Here is a 23,372-nt window from a genome sequence, read left to right on the forward strand (position 1 = left end):
AATCTTTGAAAGCCCAATCTTTGAAAGGCTGAGTCGAGCGCGCTCATTCACCCCCCTCCGGTTCGGGCCCCTCCGGTTCGCCATCGGGCAGGGCGGGCCAGTCGGCCGGCATCCAGCGGGCATGCACATAGCCGGGAGCCGGATCGGACAGCGGCAGCGTCAGGCACTGGATGTGCGGAGCGCCGGCCTGGCTTGCCCGCGGCTGGAACAGCAGGGCCACCCCGCAATCCTCGATCACCTTGTCCTCTTCGCCGTTGGCCCGGCAATAGCGGTTGAAGCGGTGCGACAGCGCCATGCTGTTGGCGACGATCACCCGGCAATAGCCGGCGCGCGACGAGGCGCCGCCCTCCTTGGCCTGCCAGCGCCCGGTGGTCAGCCCGCTGTCCATCACCGGCGTGACCAGCCAGTCGACCATCATGCCGGACGCGATCCAGGCGCTGGGCTCCGTCCGTCCGAGATCCTCGCAGATGGCGACGGCGAGCCGGCCGAGGTCGGGCAGTTCGAACAGGGTGAAGCGGTCGCCGGTCTCGATGTCCTCGCGCGCGCAGTCCAGCAGCCGGCCGTTGCGGTCGCGCAGGTCGTAGGAGCGGCACTGGTCGCTGTCGAGGTCCCAGCAATGCAGCTTGGTCTGGCTGCCGGCCATCCGGCCGCAACGGTCGAGCAGGATCGCGCGGTTGCGCGGCCTGCCGGCCACCTCCTCCTTCACACCGACCAGAGCATAGCGGATCGGGCCGTCCACCGCCTGGGCGCGCAGGGCTTGCTGGATCGCGGACAAGGTCTCGGGGCCGGCGGACACCTCCGGGAACAGGACGAAATTGGCGCCTTGCGCCGCCAGTCCGGCGACGGCCTCGGCGGCGCGGCGGCCGAGATCGCGCGGGGTGGGATCGTACCAGTCCTCGCCATCGCGGCGGAATTGTCGGATGGCGAGGTCGTCCTCGGCTTCCGCCAGGGGAACCACACCGACGATGGGCGTCCAGGCGGGATCGCTCGGATCCTGGTCGGACACCGCGGCGATGCGGCGATACTCCACGGCGATGCGACGGTCCGGGTCGCCTTCGCGCTCGGCCCCGATGGTCAGGCCGGGCGGGACGACGAGCAGGTTTGTGAACAGATCGACGGGATCGAATTCATCGGGCTCCGCACCCTGTGAATTGATGTTGAGTGGCGCCGTCTCGCGGATGTTCATCGCGCGGGCGAGCAGGCCGGGGCGCAGGATCAGCTGCCCGTCGGCCGGATCGGTGTTGAACCGCCCGTCGCGGTTCAAGCGCCGCCGCGCCTCCAGGCGCTCGGCCGGAAGAGGATCTTCGGCCTGGACATCGTAGCGGGAGGCCAGCGGCGCGAACCATGCGTCGATGGCCTGCGCCGCCGCCAGGGTTTGGTCCAGCCGCGATCCGGCCCACTCTTCCAGTGCGCTGGTGCCGGACCGCAATCGCTCCGCCGCCTCGTCTGCCAGCTGCCCGGCGCGGGCGTGGTCCGCCTCCAGCTGTTGAGCCAGGGTGCGGACCTCGTCTTGGCGCTCCTGCAACCGCCGCCACAGCTCCATGAACAGGTCGGCCGGGTTCTTCATTCGGTTCAGGAGCTTGCGGATTGGTTCTGCGCCGGCCCCGTGGCGCTCCCTGTGGCGCCCTGGAATTGCAGGATCTTCGGCGTCCGCATATCCGTGCCGATGGGGGCGTCGCTGGCCGCACCGCGCATGGCGGAGACGGCGCGGGGGAAGCCGCTGCGGCCGCTGTAGTCCGGCACCGGCAGGCTGCGGTAATAGGCTTCCTCCCGGTGCAGCTTCTGGGCGCAGACCACGTCGAGCGCCGTCGCCGCCATCACCGCGCCGAAGGCGATGCGGGCGTTGCCGGCACGCGGATTGTCTTTCGATCCAGGGGCCATCCCCGCCGCCAGCGTCGCCATGTCGACGGCATCGCCGGCGATGCGGCTCCAGATCCACGGTTTGGGATCGCCCAGCGCCAGCAGGCCGACGCCGGCGGTGATCTCCCGCACGCCATAGGCGCGGATCAGGTTGGTCTTGTCCTCCATCCCCATCCAGCGGGCGATGCTGCGGCCGGCCATCAGTTCGGCGACGCCGAGCCCGATGCTGAACCAGCCCAGCCCGCGGGCGAGGTTGTCTCCGGTCGAGGAGCGGTCGTAATAGGCCATGTCGTCACCTCAGGGCTTGAGGACCACCTTGATGCAGCCGTCCCGCTTGTCGCGGAAGGTCTTGTACATCTCGGGTCCCTGGTCGAGCGGAACGGTGTGGGTGATGACGAAGGACGGGTCGATCTGTCCTTCCTGGATCCGGTTCAGCAGATCGTCGGTCCAGCGGTTGACGTGGGTCTGGCCCATGCGCCAGGTCAGTCCCTTGTTCATCGCCATGCCGAAGGGCAGCTTGTCGACCAGACCGCCATAGACGCCGGGGATCGACAGCGTGCCGGCCGGGCGGCAGACATAGATCATCTCGCGCAGCACATGGGCGCGGTCCGATTCCAGCATCAGCGCCTGCTTGGCACGGTCCATCATGCTGTCGAGCGTCGCGGTGGCGTGCGCCTCCATGCCGACGGCGTCGATGCATTTCTCCGGACCCTTGCCGCCGGTCAGCTCGTTCAGCCGCTCGACGACGCTCTCCTCCTCGAAATTGATGGTGATGGCGCCGCCGGCCTTCGCCATCGCCAGCCGTTCCGGCACGCGGTCGATGGCGATCACCTGTTTTGCGCCGAGCAGGATCGCACTGCGGATCGTCATCTGCCCGACCGGGCCGCAGCCCCAGATCGCCACCGTGTCGGTCGGCTGGATGTCGCACTGGGCGGCGGCCTGCCAGCCGGTGGGGAAGATGTCGCCCAGGAACAGCACCTGTTCGTCGCTCAGCCCGCCGGGGATCTTGATGTGGGTGCGGTCGGCCATCGGCACCCGCACATATTCGGCCTGCCCGCCGGCATAGCCGCCGGTCAGGTGGGTGTAGCCGAACAGCCCGGCGGTGGTGTGGCCGAACACCTTGTCGGCCAGCGCCTTGTTGCGGTTGGAGCGCTCGCAGACCGAATAGTTGCCGCGCTTGCACTGGTCGCATTCGCCGCACCAGATGGTGAAGGGAACCACCACCCGTTCGCCGACCTTCAGCGCGCTCCTGGCCTCGGCGCCCACCTCCACCACTTCGCCCATGAACTCATGGCCGACGATGTCGCCCTTTTCCATGCCGGGCATGACATGGTCGTGCAGGTGCAGGTCGGAGCCGCAGATGGCGCAGGTCGTCACCTTGACGATGGCATCGCGCGGATGCTCGATCTCCGGATCCGGGACCGTGTCGCAGCGGATGTCGTTGGCGCCATGCCAGACCAGTGCTCTCATGGAAATCTGCCCCCTTCGGCTCGCTTTCGGGATCGCTCTTACGGTCGTCTGGGGGGCAACAGGGCCGGCCGACGGAGCGTTCCGTTACCAGCCGGCCCCTTGTCTTCAGGGGACAGTCAAAGGATCAGTGCCTTTTCGCGGGCGACGCCGCCGGACATGATGGCGGTCTGGCCGTCATCCAGGCTGTTGCGCAGGGCGGGGAAGTCGATCTCCTCCTCCTGCCGGATATGGCCGTCGACGATGCGCTTCAGGTCCAGGGCGACGGCGAGCCAGCGCGGGTCGTCCTTCGGCGTCTGTTCCAGGGTGAAGAGGTGCATCTTCATCTCGGCATGTTCGCCGTAGAGATGCCTGGCGTCCTCCTCCTTCCGGGCCTCCTCGTGCAGCAGCGGATAGACGACGTCCTCCTCCGCCATGGCATGGGCGGCCAGCCGGCGCTTCAGCCGCAGCAGCAGCTGGGTGCGGCGGGCCGGCGCGTCGATCGGGGTCTGGACCATCTCCACCAGCAGATCCTGGATGTGGCGATGGTCGTCGATCAGCGCGTCGATGCCGTCGCGCCCCGCGGCATGGCGGGCGGTGCCGGCCAGCTGCGCCACCACCGGCGGCAGCAGCCGGCTCGCCACCAGCGCCAGCGCCGCCCCGCCGGCCATCATCGCCAGCCCGCGCGCCGACAGCCAGCCCGTGCCGTCCTGAGGGGAATGGTCCGTTCCTGAATAGCGTGGCATTGCGGGGCTCCTTCCTGCCGGTTGGGTCTCTGGCCCACCAACAGGCGCGCGCCCCCCGGCGTTCCGGTGGCCCGTCAGGACGGCCGAGTTGTCCGCGGCGGGTCGGCGGTCGTCACCAGCAGGTGGAGCAGCATCAGGGCGGTGAAGAACAGATAGGATTGCAGGATGTTGAAGGAGGTGTCGGCAAGCTCGCTCAGGGGATGGAAGAAGTCGTTGCTCAGGATGGCGAAACCGGCGCCCAGCAGCAGAAGCCTGCCCAATCCCCCGCGCCGGTCCTGGCCCCGCTGTTCCTTTCTGGCCCGGTCGATCAGCACGAACAGCAGATAGGCGCAGACCGGCAGCAGCACGCCGTAATGCGGAACCCAGGCGATCGGCGTGCCGATGGTGAAGCAGGTGCCGGCCACCAGGAAGGAGGCGATCGGCTGCCGCCCGCCGTCCCTGATCCGCCACAGCAGGCCGAACAGAACGAACGCCACGCCGGAAATCAGCGTCGCCACATGGACCAGCGGATGGTAGGGGGCGAAGGCGCTGCCCCGCCATTCGGTGTCGCCGTTGCTGGTCGACAGCAGGTTGGGTCCGTTGTGCAGCAGGCGGTGCAGCAGCCCGTTGACGGTCTGGTTGGAGTAGTAGCTCTCGCCATGCTGGCCCAGGAAGGACAGCACGTCGAGGTAATGCAGCGACGGAACGAAGCCGTAAAGTGCGCAGGCGGCGGCGAAGCCGGGAACCACGACGACCGCCCAGCCGATGGCGAACCCCCATTCCCGGCGCAGCAGCGCCCAGACCAGGAACAGCGACATCTGCGGCTTGATCAGCGTCGAGGCCCCCAGCAGGGCACCGGCGAGCGCCCGCCGGTCACGCAGGTAGAACAGGGTGGCGAAGACGAAGGCGGCGTTCAGCCAGACCTGGATCTGGCCGACGGCGAAGGCCTTGACCACCGGATAGAAGCACAGCGCCGCCACCGCACCCAGGGCGGCCAGGGTCAGCTGGCTGACCCCGCCGCGCACCGCCCGGTCGAAGCCCATGCGCTGCGCCAGCTCGCGCATCAGCAGCGCCATGCCGCCGACGGTGGCGACGACCATCAGCAGGTTGATCAGGGCATAGATGCGCAGATGCAGCAGACCGACCGCCGACAGCGCCTCCATCACCAGCAGCGAGGTCAGCGGATACTGGAACTTCACATGCTGGGTGAAGAAGACGGCGTCATAGACATTCTCCTTCCCATGGTCGCGCAGCCAGGTGAAGGCCGTCATCATCGGTTCCCAGGAATCAAGCGGCAGCCGTTCCGGCGACCGGCCCGCCACCAGCATCAGGACATCCCAAACCGTGGTGTCGCCGGTGCCGCCATCCAGATAGGGCCGGAAGACGACGCCAAGCAACGTATCGGCACAGAGAACGAACAGAAACGCCGCCGTCAGCGTCCAGGCGGCAAAGCGGTCCCTGGCCAAGTCTTTGACGGCCAAAGCATCGACCGCACCGGCCCTGTTTCCGCCCAGCGGCCCTTCCAGCGTTCCTTCCGCCGCGCGCACGAACTCCTTCGATTTCATCGGCGACCACTCCCTGGCATCACGTCCCGGCTTCAACCGCCGGCGAGTCCGCGAAACTATGCCAGAGCAGCGCGAATGGGGAATGTGCCCCACCCGTGCCGGACCGGAGTAATGCCATTAAGCGCCGGCCACCCGCAGCGGTAGCGGACTACCCCGCCGCGTCCGGTGCCGGCGCGTTCGGGCGGGAGTTCCGGCACTTGTCCGATGGGGAGGGGCAGGAACGGTCCTCGGCAGCCAAGGTTTTCCGGCTGCGGCGGTCCTGGTGAACGCTGCGCCGCCGCAGATGATGGAGGCACCATGACGGCAGACCGCTCTCCCACATATCCGCCACCCCAGACCCCCGGCCTCAGCGCGGTGCTGGAGCGGAACATCCAGGCCCTGCAAGCCCGCCGCAAGCGGGAGGAGGTGGAGGCCACCTTGCAGGACCGCATCGCCGATGCGGTCACCCGCTTCACCGGCAGCATGCGCTTCGTCTATCTGCACCTGATCCTGTTCGGCGGCTGGATCCTGATCAATCTCGGCTGGCTGCCCATCGTCAAGCCGTGGGACCCGTCCTTCGTCGTGCTGGCGATGATCGCGTCGGTGGAGGCGATCTTCCTGTCCACCTTCGTCCTCATCAGCCAGAACCGCATGGCCGCGGTGTCGGACAAGCGTGCCGACCTCGACCTTCAGATCAGCCTGCTGGCCGAGCATGAGGTGACGAAGCTGGTCACCCTGGTGTCCTCCATCGCCGACCATCTGGGGGTGAAGACGGAGGTCGACGCCGAACTGGACGTGATCCGGCGGGATGTCGCGCCCGAGGCGGTGCTGGACGAAATCGAAGCGACCGAGAGAAAGAACCGCACAGAGTGAATCGCGGGCCCAAGACGGTCCCCCGGCAACCCGTCGTTGTCGAACGCATGGAGGTTATGCGTTTACGGAATCCCTTGTTTCTGCTTGGCTTATTGTTCTGGTGCCGGAGAGTATTCTAAGGTCAGGCTACCCCCATTTCGGGTCCGGCAAAGCGCCGCCCCCGACTGAGACCAGCTTCAGGCCCCCGGTGACCCGACGGTGATGGCGTCCTCTCACATAATCGTCGGTGGCGCCACCTGGTTCTACCTGTCGAGCCGGTACGGGATGACCTTCGACGCGGTCGCCTTCGGGGCGGCGATTCTGGGAGCGCTGGCCCCGGACATCGACCATCCGAAATCGACGCTGGGGCAGTTGGTGAAGCCGCTGTCCACCGCGATCTCCGGCATCTTCGGCCATCGCGGCGTCACCCATTCCGCGCTGGCCATCGCCGGCTGCCTGTGGGTCCTGCACGAACACGCCGCCTACCAGCATGTGCTGATCCCCTTCATCGTCGGCTATCTCACCCATCTGGCCGGCGACCTGCTGACCCCGGCCGGCCTGCCGCTGCTGTGGCCGATCAAGCGGCGGCGCAATTTCGCCCTGCCGATTTTGAAGACCGGCGGTTTTTCCGAACAACTGGCGGTGACGCTGATGGCGGGTTGGATGATCTCCGGCCTGTTCGCCGGCGGCTGGCCGGAATTCCCGCTGCAACGCCCCTGGCGGTCGGTCGTCGCCGCGGCGCAGACCTATCTGGGGGAGGGCGGCATGGAGAAGGCCGTCGCCCCGCTCCCCATGCGCAAGCCGCCGGAAACCAGCCGGACCAAGCCGCTGAAGGGTTGAGCCCCGGCCGTTCGGGTACTCCGTCCCTTGCCCCGTTGAATCCGAAGAAACAGACCGGCAAATCCTTTCGGATCACCGGATCATGGGCTGTTCTGCCGACTTTTATTCGGAAAAATCGGATTGCCCGGCCGACTGTCTTCAAAAACCGGCCGGATGTTCTGAAAACTTGGCAGAATACTCATCATTCATTCTGTATTTCGGTTTACAATCAGAATTTAAATTGGCAAAATGGCAAAAATACCAGTTGGAAAGGATCCCGGAAAATCGGTTAGCCTGACAGGCATCGGATCGGCCTCCGCAGCTCGCAGGACAGGCGCCGTTCCGGCCCCCCCGACCAGAGCCAGCCACGCGATGAACCAGATGATCGACCCGAGCGTTGCCCCCGCCTCCGAGCCGTCCTTCTCCACCGGGGCCGGCCCCTTCGCCGCCTTCGCCCCCGTCGTTCGTCCGGCCAGTCCGCTGCGTCAGGCGATCACCGCCGCCTATCGCCGGCCGGAGCCGGACTGCGTGGCATGGCTGGTGGATCAGGCGGCGCTGCCGGCGGAGGTGACCGCGGCGGCGGCCCGGACCGCGCGCACGCTGATCGCGGCGCTGCGCGCCAAGCCGCAGGGGCGTGGGGTGGAGGGGCTGATCCACGAATACAGCCTGTCCAGCCAGGAAGGTGTCGCGCTGATGTGTCTGGCGGAGGCGCTGCTGCGCATTCCCGACCGCGCCACCCGCGACGCGCTGATCCGCGACAAGATCGCCGGCGGCGACTGGCGCGCCCATCTCGGCAACAGCCCGTCGCTGTTCGTCAACGCCGCGACCTGGGGGCTGCTGGTCACCGGCAAGGTCACCGGTGTGCTGGGCGACGGTTTCGGCGGTGAGCAGGCCCTGTCCTCGGCGCTGACCAAGCTGATCCTGCGCGGCGGCGAGCCGCTGATCCGCCGTGGTGTCGACATGGCCATGCGGATGATGGGCGAGCAGTTCGTCACTGGCCAGACCATCGACGAGGCGCTGTCCAACAGCCGCAAGATGGAGGCCGAAGGCTTCCGCTATTCCTACGACATGCTGGGGGAGGCGGCGACCACCGCCGCCGACGCCGACCGCTATTACGCCGACTATGAAAAGGCCATCCATGCCATCGGCAAGGCCTCGGCCGGGCGCGGCATCTATGACGGCCCCGGCATCTCGATCAAGCTGTCGGCCCTGCACCCGCGCTATTCGCGTGCCCAGGCGGATCGCGTCATGGCGGAACTGCTGCCGCGCGTCACCGAGCTGGCCCGGCTGGCCCGCCGCTATGACATCGGCCTGAACATCGACGCCGAGGAGGCCGACCGGCTGGAACTGTCGCTCGACCTGCTGGAAGCGCTGTGCTTCGATCCGGACCTGAAGGGCTGGGACGGCATTGGCTTCGTCGTCCAGGCCTACGGCAAGCGCTGCCCCTACGTCATCGACTTCGTCGTCGATCTGGCCCGGCGCAGCGGCCACCGGCTGATGGTCCGTCTGGTGAAGGGCGCCTATTGGGACAGCGAGATCAAGCGCGCCCAGGTCGACGGGCTGGAGGATTTCCCGGTCTATACCCGCAAGCTGCACACCGACGTCTCCTATGTCGCCTGCGCCCGCCGGCTGCTGGGCGCGCCCGACGCGGTGTTCCCGCAGTTCGCCACCCACAATGCCCAGACCCTGGCGACCATCCACCAGATGGCGGCGCACCTGAACGGTGCGTTCAAGGTCGGCCAGTACGAGTTCCAGTGCCTGCACGGCATGGGCGAGCCGCTCTACAAGGAAGTCGTCGGCCCGCTGAAGCGGCCCTGCCGCGTCTATGCCCCGGTCGGCACCCATGAGACGCTGCTGGCCTATCTGGTCCGCCGCCTGCTGGAGAACGGCGCCAACAGCTCCTTCGTCAACCGCATCGCCGACAAGAGCGTGTCGATCGACGATCTGGTCGCCGACCCGGTGGCGCTGGCCCGCGCAGCATTGCCGGTGGGCGCGAAGAACCCGCTGATCGCCCTGCCGAAGGACCTCTACGGCGCTGAGCGCGCCAACTCCGCCGGCCTCGACCTGTCGAACGAGACCACGCTGGCCGACCTGTCCGGTGCTCTGCGCGACAGCGCCGCCATGGCCTGGACCGCCGCCCCGCTGCTGGCGGACGGCGAGCGCAACGGAACCCCCCGGCCGGTGCTGAACCCGGCCGACCACGGCGACGTCGTCGGGCATTGTGTCGAGGCCGGCCCGGCCGACATCACCGACGCCTTCCTGTTCGCCGAGGCCGCCGCTCCGGTCTGGGCCGCCACCCCGCCGGCCGGGCGGGCCGCCTGCCTGTTCCGCGCCGCCGACGCGATGCAGGCGCGGATGCCGACCCTGCTCGGCCTGATCATCCGCGAGGCCGGCAAGTCGACCGCCAACGCCATCGCCGAAGTGCGCGAGGCCATCGACTTCCTGCGCTATTACGGCGCCCGGGTCCGTGACGGCTTCGCCAACGACACCCACCTGCCGCTGGGGCCGGTGGTCTGCATCAGCCCGTGGAACTTCCCGCTCGCCATCTTCTCCGGTCAGGTCGCCGCGGCATTGGCCGCCGGCAACCCGGTGCTGGCCAAGCCGGCGGAGGAAACCCCGCTGATCGCGGCGGAGGCGGTGCGCATCCTCCGCGCCGCCGGCGTGCCCGCCGGCGCGGTCCAGCTTCTGCCCGGCGCGGGGGAGGTGGGTGCGGCCCTGGTCGGCCATGCCGGCACCCGTGCGGTGATGTTCACCGGCTCCACCGAAGTCGCCCGCCTGATCCAGCGCCAGCTGGCCGGGCGCCTGTCGCCGCAGGGGGCGCCGATCCCGCTGATCGCCGAGACCGGCGGCCAGAACGCCATGATCGTCGACAGCTCCGCCCTGGCGGAGCAGGTGGTCGGCGACGTGATCGCGTCGGCCTTCGACAGCGCCGGCCAGCGCTGCTCGGCCCTGCGTATCCTCTGCCTGCAGGAGGATGTCGCCGACCGTACGCTGACCATGCTGAAGGGCGCGATGCGCGAGCTGCGCATCGGCAGCCCCGACCGGCTGGCCGTCGATGTCGGCCCGGTCATCACGGCGGAGGCGCGCGACGGCATCGCCCGCCACATCGAGGCGATGCGGGCCAAGGGCCGCCGGGTGGAATCACTGCCGTTGCCGGCGGAGACCGCCAACGGCACCTTCGTCGCGCCGACCATCATCGAGATCGACGGCATAGCCGATCTGGAGCGCGAGGTGTTCGGGCCGGTCCTGCACGTCCTGCGCTTCCGCCGGGACGATCTCGACCGGCTGGTCGATGCCATCAACGGCACCGGCTATGGCCTGACCTTCGGCCTGCACACCCGCATCGACGCCACCATCGACCGGGTGACCAGCCGGATCGAGGCCGGCAACCTGTACGTCAACCGCAACACCATCGGTGCGGTGGTCGGCGTACAGCCCTTCGGCGGCCATGGCCTGTCCGGCACCGGCCCGAAGGCCGGCGGCCCGCTGTACCTGTCGCGCCTGCTGTCCGTACGTCCGTCGCTGGAGCTGGGTGTGCGTGGCGATGACGCCGTACGTGCACCGGCCCAGGCCTTCGCCGACTGGCTGGCCGACCAGGGCGGGGCGGAGATCGCCACCGACATACGGGCGCTGGCCAAGCGCTCCCCCGTCGGCGGCAGCGTCGAGCTGGCCGGCCCGGTCGGTGAAAGCAACCTCTACAGCCTGATCCCGCGCGGCCGCATCCTGCTGCTGCCGCAGACGGAAGAAGGCCTCTACCGACTGCTGGGTGCCGCGCTCGCCACCGGCAACGAGGTGGTGGTGGACGGCGACGGTGCCGTCACCGCTGGCCTGAAGGGCCTGCCCGCGGCGCTTGCCGCCCGTGTCCGGGTGTCGGCGAGCTGGCTGTCCTTCGGTGCTCTGGCTGGCGCGCTGGTGGAGGGCGATGCCGCCCGTCTGCTGGCCGCCAACCGCCGCATCGCCGAACTGCCCGGCCCCCTCGTCCTGACCCAGGGCGTCCCGGCCGGCGGCGAGGGGGTGGAGATCGCCTGGCTGATGAACGAGCGCTCGCTCAGCACCAACACCACCGCGGCCGGCGGCAACGCCAGCCTGGTGGCGATGAGCTAAAGGCGGGAGGGGTGTGTCTCCCTCTCCCCCCGGGGAGAGGGTCGGGGTGAGGGGGAGGCATAAGGTGGATTTGGTGGGGAGCGGAGAGTACGCGATTCTTGAAGATCCTCGCCTTGCGCCCCCCTCACCCTAACCCTCTCCCCGGGGGGGAGAGGGGATTTCAGCAAGCGCCCCGCGCAGCCTATCCGCTGTTTCGGCTTCCGCCGGGAAGAAAGCCTCGATCGCCAGCTCCGACAGGGTGACGTCCACCGCTGTCCCGAACACCGTAGTCGTGCTGAACAGGCTCAGCAAACCAACGGACGTGTGCAGCCGCAACGGCACCACCACGTCGGGGTGGTGCCCTTCCGCACCACCGCCGCCGCCGCCAGCGGCACTGGCCGGCGCCGGATAGCCCTGCAACTCGCTGCGCAGAGCCACCAGCACCGGGTCGGCGCTCGCCTCGATCTGGCGGGTCAGGCGGGACAGCACATGCTCGCGCCACTGCGCCCAGTTGCCGATGCGGCCGGCCAGCCCGTCGGGATGCAGGCTGAGGCGCAGGACGTTGACCGGTCCTGCCAGCAGCTCCGGCGAGACCCCCTCCAGCAGCGGCGCCACCGCCCGGTTCGCCGCGAGAAGGTGCCAGTGCCGATCGACGGCCAGCGCCGGGAAGGGCTCGTGCCCGGTCAGCACCAGATCGACCGCCTTGCGCGCGGCCTGCATCGCCGGGCTGTCGAGGCCGTGTTCGCTGTAGACCGGGGCGAAGCCGGCGGCGACCAGCAGGGCGTTGCGGTCCCGTAGCGGCACGTCCAGCCGTTCCGCCAGATGGATCAGCATGCCGCGGCTGGGCTGCGACCGCCCGGTCTCCAGGAAACTGACATGCCGGGTGGAGATGTCGGCTTCGCAGGCAAGATCGAGCTGACTCAGGCCCCGGCGCTGGCGCCAGGAGCGCAGCAGGGCGCCGACCGGTGGTGGGGCTGGCGGCGGGGCCGGAGCCCGGCCGTTGCGGGAGGTGTTCTGCGGGGTGCCATGGGGCATGGGACTTCGCTCCGAACCGCTATCGCCGCCTATGGTTGCCGTCCTCCGCGGACGAAGGCCAGCAGTTCCGCGTTGAAGCGGTCGCGGTGGGTGATGAACAGGCCGTGCGGCGCCCCCTCGTAGAATGATAGCGTGGCGTTCGGCATCAGCGCCACCGTGCGCTCGGCAAGCGCCAGCGGCGTCGTCACGTCGCGGTCGCCATGGACGACCAGGGTCGGCACGGTGATGGCCGGCAGCTCCGCCCGGAAATCGGCCGAGGTGATGGCGCGGTTGCATTCCAGCAGGGCGATCAGCGAGGATTGCAGCGCCATTCCGGTGATCCAGCCCTTCATCTCCGCCGAGGTCTCCGCGTTCACGAAGGGGTCGATGTTGTCGCCCAGCCATTTCGGGAAGTCGCGCAGCAGCTGCTCCGTCCGGAAGGCTTCGAACAGCGCCGGATCGACGCCGTCGGGGTTGTCGCCGGTCCGCGCCATCAGCGGCGTGATGGTCCCGACCATCACCACTCCGGCGACCCGTCCGGAGCCATGCCGGGTCAGGTAGCGCACGATCTCCCCCGTCGCCATCGAATGGCCGACCAGCGTCACGTCGCGCAAATCCAGCCCGTCGATCAGGGCGGCGATGTCGTCCGCCAGCCGGTCGAAGCCGTAGCCGGACGGCGATTCGTCCGACTTGCCATGGCCGCGGCGGTCGAAGGCGATGCAGCGGCATCCCTGTTCGGACAGCGGCGCCATCTGATAGGCCCAGGCGTCGGAGGTCAGCGACCAGCTCGACACGAAGAGGATGGGCCGGCTGCCTTCCTCCTTGCCCCAGTCGCGATAGAACAGCCGCACGCCGTCGTCGGTGTGGATGAAGCCCATGATCGGTCTCCCTGCAAAAAACTTCCGGTCAAGCCGTCGGCGCCTGATCGAGGAAGCCGGTGACGCTGCGCAGCCGGCCATCCGCCGCCAGCAGGGCGAAATCGGTGCCGCGGGCGAGCGGCTCGCCGCCGTCGGGCCCCAGCGCCCAGGAGAAGCGCAGCCGGTCATTGTGCCCGTCCACCGCACCCAGCAGGCTGAAGCGCAGGCCGGGGAACTGCCGCTGCACGGCATCGATCAGGGCATCCAGCCCGTCATGGCCGTTCACGCCCGCCAGGGGGTCGAGATAGCTGGCATCCTCGCTCCAGCCCTGTGCGATCAGGGCGCGGCGGCGCTGCGGGTCGGTCTCGTTCCAGGCGGCGATGTAGAGGTCGGCGATTGCGGCGGGGGTGTTGGTCGCGTCGATCATCGTCAGGTCCCTTTCTCTGTCCGCCGGATCGTTCCGGCGAACCCAGAATTGCCCGACGGCGGGAGCCGAATCGATTACGTGCCAGGTAATGCCGTACGCGAATGGTCCCGCGGCAAGCGCATGCCTGCCATCACCGCCGCACTGCGGTACGCCCGCGGCCGATCCGGGTAAGGTCCTGAACCGTCACCGTTGCCGTTCGGATCCTCGATGCGCCTGATCTTCCTGCTCGGCCTTGCCGGCTTCGCCAGTGCCTTTTCCCTGCGCACCACCGATCCGATGCTGACGCTGATCGCCGACGACCTCGGCGTCACCGTCCGGCAGGCGGCGCTGCTGGCCTCCGCCTACACGCTGCCCTATGCGCTGATGCAGATCGTGCTGGGGCCGGTGGGCGACGCCATCGGCAAGTCGCGGCTGGTCCGGCTGGCCCTGTCGGTGCTGACGGTCGGTCTGGTGCTGTCCACCATCGCGCCGAGCTACGGCACGGTGATGGCCGGGCGCATCCTGGCCGGCGCCTTCGCCGGCGGCATCATCCCGGCCTCCATGGCGCTGATCGGCGACCGCGTGCCCTATGAGGAGCGGCAGATCGCCATCAGCCGCTTCCTGCTGGCGGTGATCCTGGGCCAGATGTCCGGTTCCGCCGTGTCGGGCGCGCTAGCCGAGGCCTTCGGCTGGCGCGCGGTGTTCGGCCTGTCCGCCGGCCTGACCGCGCTGATCTGTGCAGCATCCCTGATCGGTCTGGCGCGCGAGGTGGAGACCCGCTCGCCCTTGTCGATCGCGGAGGCGCAGCGGCGCTATGCCACCGTGCTGACCAACCCGGCCTCCCTGTTCGTCTTCGCCACGGTGGCGGCGGAAGGGCTGCTGATCTTCGGCGTCTTCCCCTTCGTGGCGCCGGTGCTGATCGAGCATGGCGCGGCCGGCGCCTTCCAGGCCGGGCTGACCATCGCCGCCTTCGCCATCGGCGGTGTGGTCTACAGCGCGGTGGTGCGGCGGCTGATCGCCTCGCTCGGCCAGTGGGGCATGATGAAGGCCGGCGGTCTGGCGGCCGGTCTGGCCTATCTGGTCATCGCCTTTCCGGTGCCCTGGCCGGTGGTCAGCCTCGCCTTCCTGGTCGCCGGCTTCGGCTTCTACATGCTGCACAACACCATGCAGACCCAGGCGACGGAGCTGGCGCCCACCGCCCGCGGCTCGGCGCTGGCCCTGTTCGCGTCGAGCTTCTTCATCGGCCAGGGCATCGGCCCGGTGCTGTACGGCTATGTCTCCACCCACACCGGCTTCGCGCCGCTGTTCCTCGGCGTCGGCGCGCTGACCGCCGGGCTGGGCTTCGCCTCGGCCCGGCTGATCCGGCGGCGGTGACGAACAATCGGCGTAATCAGAGGCAGGCCCTGATATAGGGCCGGTTCGCCTCCCACAGCTCGTCCAGGATGGCGACGGCTGCGGTGCTGGAGGTGATCACCGGGTCGATCAGCAGGGCCTGCAGCGCCAGTTCCTTCGACCCGTGCAGCGCCGCCTCCACCGACAATTGCTGCACGTTGGCCTGGACCGACAGCAGCTTGACGATGCCGTCGGGCAGCCGGCCGAGCGAGACCGGGTGGAGGCCGGCCGCATCCGCAATCACCGGCACCTCGACCGCCAGCTCGTCGGGCAGGCCGGGGATGACGCCGCGGTTGATGACGATGCCGCTTTCGATGAAGCGTTTCTGGTTGTGCAGCATGCCGGCGATCACCGCCACCGCCCGCTCGCCCCAGGACGGTTTGGTCCAGTCGTCGGGGATCGGCCGGCTGCCGGCGATGACGCCGTCCATCAGGTCGCGCAGGATGACGCGGCCCTCCTCGTCGTGGCGGAAGTCGAAGCCATGCTCCCCGGCTTCCCAGCCATAGGGCAGGAACTCGCCGGTGTGGTCGTCGCTCGGCGTGACCCACAGGCCGAAGGCGTGGAACAGGCGGCGCGCCAGCGGGGTGAAGGACGGGTCGTGCGTCGCCTCCCTCTCGCGCAGCAGGGGGTAGAGGTCGCGGCCCGTCGCCTTCTCGCGGATGGCGGTCAGCCATTGGAAATGGTTCAGCCCGGCGCCCCAGACATCGACCTCCTTCTCCGCCATGCCCAGGATCTGGCAGATGAACCAGCGCGCCAGGAAGATGCCGTGGCAGAGCCCCAGCGTCCGCACCCCGGTGCAGCGCGACAGCCCCAGCACGATGCGGCTTTCCGGGTTCGACAGGTTGATGAACAGGGCGTCCGGGCAGATCGCCTCGACGTCGCGGACGATGTCGACGATCAGCGGCAGGGTGCGCAGGGTGAAGAACAGCCCGCCGGGACCGCCATTCTCGCCCAGCGTGTGGCGGATGCCGTGCTTCTTCGGCACCTCGAAATCCAGCTTCCACAGCCGGTTGCGGTCGATGGCGATGGCGCACAGCACGAAGCCGGCACCCTGGAGGGCGGCCTTGCGGTCGGTGGTCTTCTCGATGGTGATCCCGGCCTCGCCGTGGCGGTTCATCACCCCGGCCAGCGCCGCCATGCGGTCGAGCGCGTCCACATTGGTGTCGACCAGCGTCAGGGTGCTGCCGGCCAACTCGCGGCTGGAGAACAGATCCTGGAACAGGCTGAGCCCGAAGGCGGCGCTGCCGGCGCCGATGAAAACGATTTTCGTGGTATTGGGCATGGTTGGTTTCCTCCGTAAACGGAGCGGCTGACCGCCGTCTTATCGGATCAGGCTACGCCCTTTGCGCAGGTCCGCACAGTGTCCGCGTGCAACCGCCCCCGGCTGCGCCACCGCGTCGCGCCCGTATTGGTCGCATGCTTGCCCCATGGCGAAGCACGCCCGGCTGGGGCATGCTGGGGAAAACGAACCATCCCCGTGGGAGGAAATGAATGGACAGCTTCAGCCAGCCCGTGTCCCAGGCCGCCGATGCCAAGCCGCTGAGTTTCCCGCCCGATTTCCGCTGGGGCGCCTCCACCGCCTCCTACCAGATCGAAGGGGCGGTCAATGCCGACGGGCGCGGGCCTTGCGTGTGGGATACCTTCACCGCTGATGGACGCATCATGGACGGCAGCAGTGCGGCGGTGGCCTGCGACCATTACCACCGCTACCCGGAAGACATCGCGCTGATGAAGGCGGCGGGCTTCGACAGCTACCGCTTCTCCATCGCCTGGCCGCGCATCCTGCCGACGGGAACCGGGGCGGTGGAGCCGCGCGGCCTCGATTTCTACGACCGGCTGGTCGACGGGCTGCTGGAGGCGGGGATCACGCCGATGGCCTGCCTCTACCACTGGGACCTGCCGCAACCGCTGGAGGATGCCGGCGGCTGGCAGGGGCGGGAGATCGTCGGCCCCTTCGCCGATTATGCCCGCATCGTCACCGCCCGGCTGGCCGACCGGGTCAAGAGCTGGATGATGCTGAACGAGCCGAACGTCGTCGCCATCTTCGGCTATGGCGTCGGCGAGCATGCCCCCGGCCACAGGCTGGGCGAACAGGGCATCCTGCGCGCCCTGCATCACCAGAATCTGGCGCAGGGTGCCGCCTTGCGCGCCATCGCGGCGGAGCGGTCCGGCCTGACGCTGGGCACCGTCCTGAACCTTCAGCCGACCGTTCCCGACAGCGACCGGCCGGAGGATGTGGCCGCCGCCGCCCGCTGGGACGCGGTGTGGAACCGGGTGACGCTGGACGGGGTGATGCGCGGACAGATCCCGGCGCTGCTGGCCGACAAAATGGCGGATTTCGTGCTGCCCGGCGACGAGGCGGCGATCCGCTACCCGATCGACCTGCTGGGCATCAACTACTACTCCCGCATGACGATGAAGCATGAGGCGGGGCGGCCCTTCGATGTCGGCTGGGGCGAGGCGCGCTGCCGGCGCTGGACCGGCATGGCCTGGCCGGTGCAGCCGGAGGGGCTGTACGACCTGCTGAGCGAACTCCGCACCGATTACGGCAACCCCGCCGTCTACATCGCCGAGAATGGCTGCGCCTATGACGACGTGGTGACGCCGGATGGCCAGATCCACGATGCCGAGCGGGTGCTGTTCTACCGCGAACATCTGGAATCGGTGGCGCAGGCGCTGGCCGACGGCTGCAACGTCACCGGCTACCTGTGCTGGAGCCTGCTCGACAATTTCGAATGGGCCTATGGCCTGTCGAAACGCTTCGGCATCGTGCGCGTCGATTACGACACGCTGGAACGCACGCCCAAGGACAGCTACCGCTTTCTGGCCGAGGTCGTGAGAACTGGACGGCTTTAACCCTTCTTTCGCCCCTACCCCTGTACTTTCGGCCTGTCGCGTCCTATTCGTTAGTTATACGGACGTTGAAGGATTGAGGGCGGAGGCCCGGGATGGGCGGCATGACCGACGATAAGGACGGCAGCAAGGGTGACGGCAAATCCGGCGGCGACACGCCCGGCTTCGCCCGCCGCTTCCTGGCTCTCGCGGGCGGCTACTGGCATGGCCGGTCGCGGGTGACCGTCTGGGCGCTGACCGTGGCGCTGGTGGTGCTGACGGTCGGGCAGGTCTCGGTCCCCGTCCTGATCAATCTGTGGAGCGAGCGGCTGTTCGACGCGCTCGAACAGCGCTCCATGGACCGCTTCCTGACCATGATCGGTCTGGTCGGGCTGATCATCCTCTACAACATCGTCATCGTCGTGCTGCATCTGCGGGTGAAGCGCCGGCTGCAGATGGGCTGGCGCGACTGGCTGACGCGCAAGCTGCTGGAAGACTGGCTGCGCCGCGGCCGCCACCACCAGATCGCCTACATGCCGGGCGAGCACGACAACCCCGACGGCCGCATCGCCGAGGACATCCGCATCACCGCGGAGATGGCGATCGACCTCGGCCATTCGCTGACCTACTGCGCGCTTCTGCTGATCAGCTTCACCAACATCCTGTGGATGCTGTCCGGCACCCTGTCGGTCACGCTGCTGGGGACGGAGTTGGCGATTCCGGGCCATCTGCTGTTCGTGGCGCTGCTCTACGCCGCGATGGGCACCACCATCGCCATGCTGATCGGCCAGCCGCTGGTCAATGCGGTCAACCGGCGCCAGGGCTACGAGGCCGATTTCCGCTTCGCGCTGGCCCGCATCCGCGAGAACGGCCAGACCATCGCCCTGCTGCATGGGGAGTCGGCGGAGCGCGGGCATCTCGCCGGCCTGTTCGGCGGGGTGGTGCGGGGCTGGAACGGCCAGACCCGGGCGCTCAGCCACATGATGGTGTTCAGCGCCAGCTATTCCGTGCTGTCCGCCGCCTTCCCGATCCTGGTCGCCGCCCCGCGCTACATCGCCGGCACCATCACGCTGGGCGTGCTGATGCAGACGGCGCAGGCCTTCCAGCAGACGGTCGGCGCCCTGTCCTGGCCGATCGACAATCTGCCGCGCGTCGCCGAATGGCGGGCGTCGGTGGAGCGCGTGCTGAACCTGCACGACGCGCTGGTGCGGCTGGACCGCGACGTCTGCGACGTGCCGGACGGCCATATCCAGCTGGTTCGCGCCGACGAGCACAGCACCCTGACCTTCCGCGGCGTCGCCATCGACGAGCCGAACGGCACGGCCGTCGTCCATCCTTTCGATCTGGAGGTGCGGCCGGGCGACCGCGTGCTGATCGGCGGCGACGCCACGGCGACCATCCGCCTGTTCCGGGCGGTGGCCGGCGTCTGGCCCTGGGGCCGCGGGCTGATCACCCTGCCGGCCCACACCCGCGTCTTCTTCATGCCCGAACGTCCCTATCTGCCCCATGCCAGCCTGCGCGCGGTGCTGGCCTATCCCGGCGCCTCCTCCTCGGTCGGCGACGACAAGGCGGCGGAAGCGCTGGTCAGCGTCGGGCTGCCCGATCTGGTCGACCGGCTGGACAGCCGCGACCATTGGGACGAGGTGCTGTCGGTGCCGGAGCGCCAGCGCCTGGGCTTCGCCCGGCTGCTGATCCGCCGCCCCGACTGGATCTTCCTGGAGGACGCCACCGACAGCCTCGATCCTCCGGCGGAGGAGGAACTGCTGTCCCTGATGGAGCGGGAGCTGCCGCACGCCACCCTGCTGACCATCGGCCATCATGCCGGGCTGGACGCCCATCACGGCCGCAAGCTGGTGCTGGAGCGCACCAACGGCGCCGTCACCCTGCGGGAGGAGTTCCGCGAAGTCCCGCCGGTGGCCGAAAGCGCGGCCTAGAAGCTCCCCGGAACCTTGGAACCCGTCCGAAAAGCTGCCACACTGCGCGGCGGTCACCGTTCGTACCCACAGAATAGCCGCCCCGCACCATCATGGACATGAGCGTGAAGAAGACCAGCATCAACGCGGCATGGCGGGGGCTGGCGAATTGCCGGGGGTGCGGCATCCGGGACTCGGCGCTGTTCGCCGACCTGACGGAACCCGATTTCAAGCTGATCCATCTGCCGATCGACGAGATGACGGTGGCGCCGGGCGCGGCGCTCTATCATGTCGGCGACGAGCCGGCGGCGCTCTACACCGTGCGCGGCGGGCTGGTGAAGCTGGTGCAGTATCTGCCGAATGGCGGCCAGCGCATCGTCCGTCTCCTGCGCACCGGCGACACCGCCGGGCTGGAGGCTGCGCTGGGCGAGCCCTATCGCCACACCGCCATCGCCATCCACCCGGTTTTGACCTGCCGCATCCCGCGCGCGGTGATCCAGCGCCTGTCGGAGGAGACGCAGCACCTGCACCAGCAGCTGATGCGCCGCTGGCATCAGGCGGTGGAGCGGGCCGACGCCTTCCTGGTCGAACTCGGCACCGGCAGCGCCCGGGCACGGGTCGCCCGGCTGTTCCTGACCCTGGTCGACGACCGGGGCGAATGCGACTTCTTCGGCCGGGAGGATGTCGGCGCCGTGCTGGGCATCACCACCGAGACCGCCAGCCGCGTGGTGGCGGAACTGAAGCGGCAGGGCCTCTTGGAAGAGCTGCGGCCCAACCGCTTCCGCTGCGACCTGGACGGCCTGCAAGACCTGGCGGACGGGCCGTAGCCCGTCCCCGGAAGGCTGCTCAGGCCGCCCGCATTTCCCCGACCAGCCCGTCGACCTGACCGGCCAGCGTCCGCAGCTGGTCCTGCACGGTGGAGGAGGCCGACAGCACGCGGTTGGCCGACTCCCCCGACTCCCGCGCCGCTTCGGCGACGCTGTCGATGTTGCCGCGCACATGCTGGGTGCTGTCCGCCGCCTCGCCGACATTGCGGGCGATCTCGCGGGTGGCCGCACTCTGCTGCTCCACCGCGGCGGCGATGGTGGCGGCGATCTCGTTCACCTCGCGGATGGTGCCGGCGATCGAGCGGATGGCGTCCACCGCCTCCTGGGTCACCGACTGCATGGCGGCGATCTGGGCGGAGATGTCCTCCGTCGCCTTCGCGGTCTGGGTGGCGAGCCCCTTCACCTCCGACGCGACGACGGCGAAGCCCTTGCCGGCCTCGCCGGCGCGGGCCGCCTCGATGGTGGCGTTCAGCGCCAGCAGGTTGGTCTGGCCGGCGATCGACTGGATCAGCCCGACCACCTCGCCGATGCGGCCGGCGGTCTGGGCCAGCCCCTCCACCGTGCGGTCGGTGCGCTCCGCCTCGTCGGCGGCCTTGCGGGCGATCTGGCTGGAGGCATGGACCTGGGTGCCGATCTCCTGGATCGAGGCCGACAGCTCCTCCGTCGCGGCGGCGACCGCCTTGACGTTGCCTTCGGCCTGCTGGGAACTGCCGGCGGCGGTCGTCGCCTCCCCGGCGGTCAGGTCGGCGCTGCGGCTCATGCGTTCGGCCATGTCCTGCATCTCGCCGGCGGCCTGGGCGACGCGGTCGAGCACGCCGCGGACGCTGCTCTCGAAATTCTCCGCCATCTCGACCATGGCGCGGCGGCGTTCGCCGGCCGCCCGGCCGCGCTCCGCCTCGGCACGGGCGTTGGCGGCCTTCGCCTCGTTGGCGGTGTCGCGGAAGATCATCAGGGCGCGGGTCATGTCGCCGATCTCGTCCGCACCGGCGGCGGGGATCGGCGCATCGAGCCGGCCGTCGGCGATCGCCCGCATGGCGTCGGACAGCGCGCTCAGCCGGGCGACGATGTGGCGGCCGACCACCAGCCAGGCCAGGGCGGCGGCGCCGATCAGGCTGCCGACCGCGAACAGGATCAGCATGTGGCGGCCGGCGGCGATGGTGCTGTCGGTGCCGGCGACCGCGGCCTTCGCCTCTTCCCGCATCGCGGCGATCTTGCGGTCGACGGTGGCGGCGAAGCGCTGGGCCAGCTCCCGGTTCTCGGCGAGCATCCTTTCGGTGTCGGCCATCGCCGCCAACTCGCCGCGGCGGAGCGCGATCACCCCTTCCTCGCCGCGGCCGAAGCCGATCAGCGCCTTCACCAGCGCGGCCAGCACCTCGGTGCCGGCGGCATTCTCGCCACTTTGCCCGCGCAGCGTGCCGATCCGCTCATAGAGCGACGAGGACGCGGCGGCGAAGCGCTTCTCCAGCAGATCCAGCCGCGCGGCATCGGGGGCCTGCGCCGCCTCGCTCAGGGCGCCGGTCAGGGCGGTGCCGTAGGTCGACAGCTCCAGGTTCGTGCGGAACTGCTCCAGCCCGCGGCCGAGCAGGTCCTGCACCGCCTCCTGCACCTGGGAACGGATGTCGAAGTTGGCGCGCTTGATGTCGCTCTGCACCTTGCGCAGCGGCGCCTTCAGCCCGTCGAGCAGCTGGGCGGCCTGGGTCCGGGCGGACGTCAGCCGCTCGGCCAGCCGCCGGTCGGCCACGCCGCCGCTGTTCTCGGTGCCGTCCAGGGCGGCGCGGCGCAGGTCGAAGACATTGTCCTTGCCATAGCCGAACAGGAACAGCGCATCGATCCTGCCGGCGGTGTCGGCCGGCAGGCGGTCGCCCAGCGTGCCGAGCGTGCCGGTCACCTGGGAGGACGCTTCCAGATAGGCCTGCTGCAACTCGCCGATGGCCTTGGCGTCCAGCGCGGTGCCGGACCGGTTCATGGCGTCGAGCGCGCCGGCGATGCCGCCGCGCAGGTCATAGAGTGCGATCATCGACCGCACGGCGTCCGACAGCGTCCCCATGTCACGGTCGGTGCCGCCGTCGAGCGCCATGCCTTTTTCCTGCAAGGCCTGACCGGCGCCGTCCACGAGTGGCGCCAGGGTCTTGAGGAAGCCATCATAGGTCTGGGCCAGCCGGGCGGAGGCCGCCTCGCGCCGGCCATGCAGGGACAGGCGCCGCGCCACGCCGTCGTTGATGCGGTCCAGCGTGGCGATCAGCGCGTTGCCGGTCTCGCGCACCTCCGACAGCAGCGGGTCCTGCGGCCGGCGTCCGGCCAGCTCGTCCACCAGCGACAGGAAGCGGCGGGCGCGCTCCTGCGCGTCCGTCCGCAGCCGTTCCCGCTCCTCCTGGCTGTCGGCGCCGTCCAGCATGGGGGCGGCCGAGGCGATGGCGCCGCTTTCGCCGGCCAGCCGGGTCGCCAGCTCCATCTCCGGCAGGCTGGTGTCGGCGATCTGCGCCATCGGTTGTTCGACCGCGGAGAAGGACATCAGGCCGACCGCACTCGCCGCCACCGTCATCGCCGCCATGCCGGCGAAGGCCAGCATCAGCTTGGCCCGCACACCCATCTTCACCGTCGGGCGGTACCCGGCATCCCCGCCGGAGAAGTCAGCGGATGGGGCGGAGCCCGGCTGTGGGGCGGCGGGTGCGGCGGTGGTCATGGCGTCGGTTCCCCTGAAAGACGGGTGTGGTCGCTGGTCGATCTGCACGAAAAAGAGGCCGGCACGAACTCTGCCCAAACGAACTCTGCCCATACGAACTCTGGCCGGGCGTCGGCGGC

Annotated in this window: 17 protein-coding genes; 7 read left to right on the top strand and 10 right to left on the bottom strand. The window is 69.2% G+C overall.

Features of this window, described 5'->3' with window-relative positions; translation table 11 throughout:
• Positions 1–43 precede the first annotated feature (43 nt).
• The 5 genes from J2848_RS14750 to J2848_RS14770 all read right to left on the bottom strand — a co-directional run bounded on the left by J2848_RS14750 (position 44) and on the right by J2848_RS14770 (position 5,596).
• On the bottom strand, positions 44–1,567 hold the full coding sequence (locus J2848_RS14750; protein ID WP_149232013.1) for a nitrilase-related carbon-nitrogen hydrolase: 1,524 nt from the start codon (positions 1,565–1,567) through the stop codon (positions 44–46).
• A gap of 5 nt (positions 1,568–1,572) precedes the next feature.
• Complete coding sequence (locus J2848_RS14755; protein ID WP_149232012.1) at positions 1,573–2,148, bottom strand: cyclase dehydrase; 576 nt, start codon at positions 2,146–2,148, stop codon at positions 1,573–1,575.
• Between the two features lie 9 nt (positions 2,149–2,157).
• The gene (locus J2848_RS14760) at positions 2,158–3,330 is read right to left on the bottom strand and encodes a zinc-dependent alcohol dehydrogenase (protein ID WP_149232011.1); all 1,173 of its coding nucleotides are present in this window, start codon (positions 3,328–3,330) and stop codon (positions 2,158–2,160) included.
• A gap of 116 nt (positions 3,331–3,446) precedes the next feature.
• Positions 3,447–4,052 carry a hemerythrin domain-containing protein gene (locus tag J2848_RS14765; RefSeq protein ID WP_149232010.1) on the bottom strand — a complete coding sequence of 202 codons (606 nt, stop codon included), beginning with the start codon at positions 4,050–4,052 and terminating at the stop codon, positions 3,447–3,449.
• Positions 4,053–4,126: 74 nt separating this feature from the next.
• Complete coding sequence (locus J2848_RS14770; RefSeq protein WP_149232009.1) at positions 4,127–5,596, bottom strand: glycosyltransferase family 87 protein; 1,470 nt, start codon at positions 5,594–5,596, stop codon at positions 4,127–4,129.
• Positions 5,597–5,893: 297 nt separating this feature from the next.
• Here J2848_RS14770 and J2848_RS14775 point away from each other — a divergent pair, with 297 nt between their 5' ends.
• The 3 genes from J2848_RS14775 to putA all read left to right on the top strand — a co-directional run bounded on the left by J2848_RS14775 (position 5,894) and on the right by putA (position 11,350).
• Positions 5,894–6,448 (top strand): DUF1003 domain-containing protein, encoded by a 555-nt coding sequence (locus J2848_RS14775; RefSeq protein WP_149232008.1) that lies wholly within the window; start codon positions 5,894–5,896, stop codon positions 6,446–6,448.
• A gap of 201 nt (positions 6,449–6,649) precedes the next feature.
• Complete coding sequence (locus J2848_RS14780) at positions 6,650–7,267, top strand: metal-dependent hydrolase (RefSeq protein WP_149232007.1); 618 nt, start codon at positions 6,650–6,652, stop codon at positions 7,265–7,267.
• Between the two features lie 351 nt (positions 7,268–7,618).
• Positions 7,619–11,350: a trifunctional transcriptional regulator/proline dehydrogenase/L-glutamate gamma-semialdehyde dehydrogenase gene (gene putA / locus J2848_RS14785; RefSeq protein ID WP_211103159.1), complete on the top strand. Its 3,732-nt coding sequence runs from the start codon at positions 7,619–7,621 to the stop codon at positions 11,348–11,350.
• 129 nt (positions 11,351–11,479) lie between these two features.
• Here putA and J2848_RS14790 read toward each other — a convergent pair whose 3' ends face one another.
• Genes J2848_RS14790 through J2848_RS14800 form a run of 3 tightly spaced genes read right to left on the bottom strand, consistent with a single transcriptional unit; the run spans position 11,480 to position 13,627 of the window.
• Entirely contained in the window at positions 11,480–12,364 is an 885-nt protein-coding gene (locus J2848_RS14790; protein WP_149232005.1) for a helix-turn-helix domain-containing protein, read from the bottom strand.
• A gap of 29 nt (positions 12,365–12,393) precedes the next feature.
• Positions 12,394–13,221, bottom strand: coding sequence for an alpha/beta fold hydrolase (locus J2848_RS14795; RefSeq protein WP_149232004.1), 828 nt, complete (start codon positions 13,219–13,221; stop codon positions 12,394–12,396).
• A 28-nt stretch (positions 13,222–13,249) separates the two neighbouring features.
• Positions 13,250–13,627 (bottom strand): nuclear transport factor 2 family protein, encoded by a 378-nt coding sequence (locus J2848_RS14800; RefSeq protein ID WP_149232003.1) that lies wholly within the window; start codon positions 13,625–13,627, stop codon positions 13,250–13,252.
• A gap of 207 nt (positions 13,628–13,834) precedes the next feature.
• Between J2848_RS14800 and J2848_RS14805 the strand changes: the two genes are divergently transcribed.
• Positions 13,835–14,980 (top strand): MFS transporter, encoded by a 1,146-nt coding sequence (locus J2848_RS14805; protein ID WP_149232002.1) that lies wholly within the window; start codon positions 13,835–13,837, stop codon positions 14,978–14,980.
• Positions 14,981–14,996: 16 nt separating this feature from the next.
• Here the strand turns inward: J2848_RS14805 and J2848_RS14810 are convergent, their stop codons facing one another.
• Positions 14,997–16,280 carry a family 4 glycosyl hydrolase gene (locus J2848_RS14810; RefSeq protein ID WP_149232001.1) on the bottom strand — a complete coding sequence of 428 codons (1,284 nt, stop codon included), beginning with the start codon at positions 16,278–16,280 and terminating at the stop codon, positions 14,997–14,999.
• A 209-nt stretch (positions 16,281–16,489) separates the two neighbouring features.
• Here J2848_RS14810 and J2848_RS14815 point away from each other — a divergent pair, with 209 nt between their 5' ends.
• From J2848_RS14815 to J2848_RS14825, 3 genes are all read left to right on the top strand, one after another.
• Positions 16,490–17,854: a GH1 family beta-glucosidase gene (locus J2848_RS14815; protein ID WP_149232000.1), complete on the top strand. Its 1,365-nt coding sequence runs from the start codon at positions 16,490–16,492 to the stop codon at positions 17,852–17,854.
• A 101-nt stretch (positions 17,855–17,955) separates the two neighbouring features.
• Positions 17,956–19,764 (top strand): ABC transporter ATP-binding protein/permease, encoded by a 1,809-nt coding sequence (locus J2848_RS14820; protein ID WP_246193922.1) that lies wholly within the window; start codon positions 17,956–17,958, stop codon positions 19,762–19,764.
• Between the two features lie 98 nt (positions 19,765–19,862).
• Complete coding sequence (locus J2848_RS14825) at positions 19,863–20,570, top strand: Crp/Fnr family transcriptional regulator (RefSeq protein ID WP_301311644.1); 708 nt, start codon at positions 19,863–19,865, stop codon at positions 20,568–20,570.
• Between the two features lie 19 nt (positions 20,571–20,589).
• On the opposite strand, the gene J2848_RS14830 is transcribed toward J2848_RS14825, so the two are convergent.
• Positions 20,590–23,253 carry a methyl-accepting chemotaxis protein gene (locus J2848_RS14830; RefSeq protein WP_149231997.1) on the bottom strand — a complete coding sequence of 888 codons (2,664 nt, stop codon included), beginning with the start codon at positions 23,251–23,253 and terminating at the stop codon, positions 20,590–20,592.
• Positions 23,254–23,372: the final 119 nt, after the last annotated feature.

The sequence above is a fragment of the Azospirillum lipoferum genome (assembly GCF_024170005.1).
GTDB lineage: Bacteria > Pseudomonadota > Alphaproteobacteria > Azospirillales > Azospirillaceae > Azospirillum > Azospirillum lipoferum.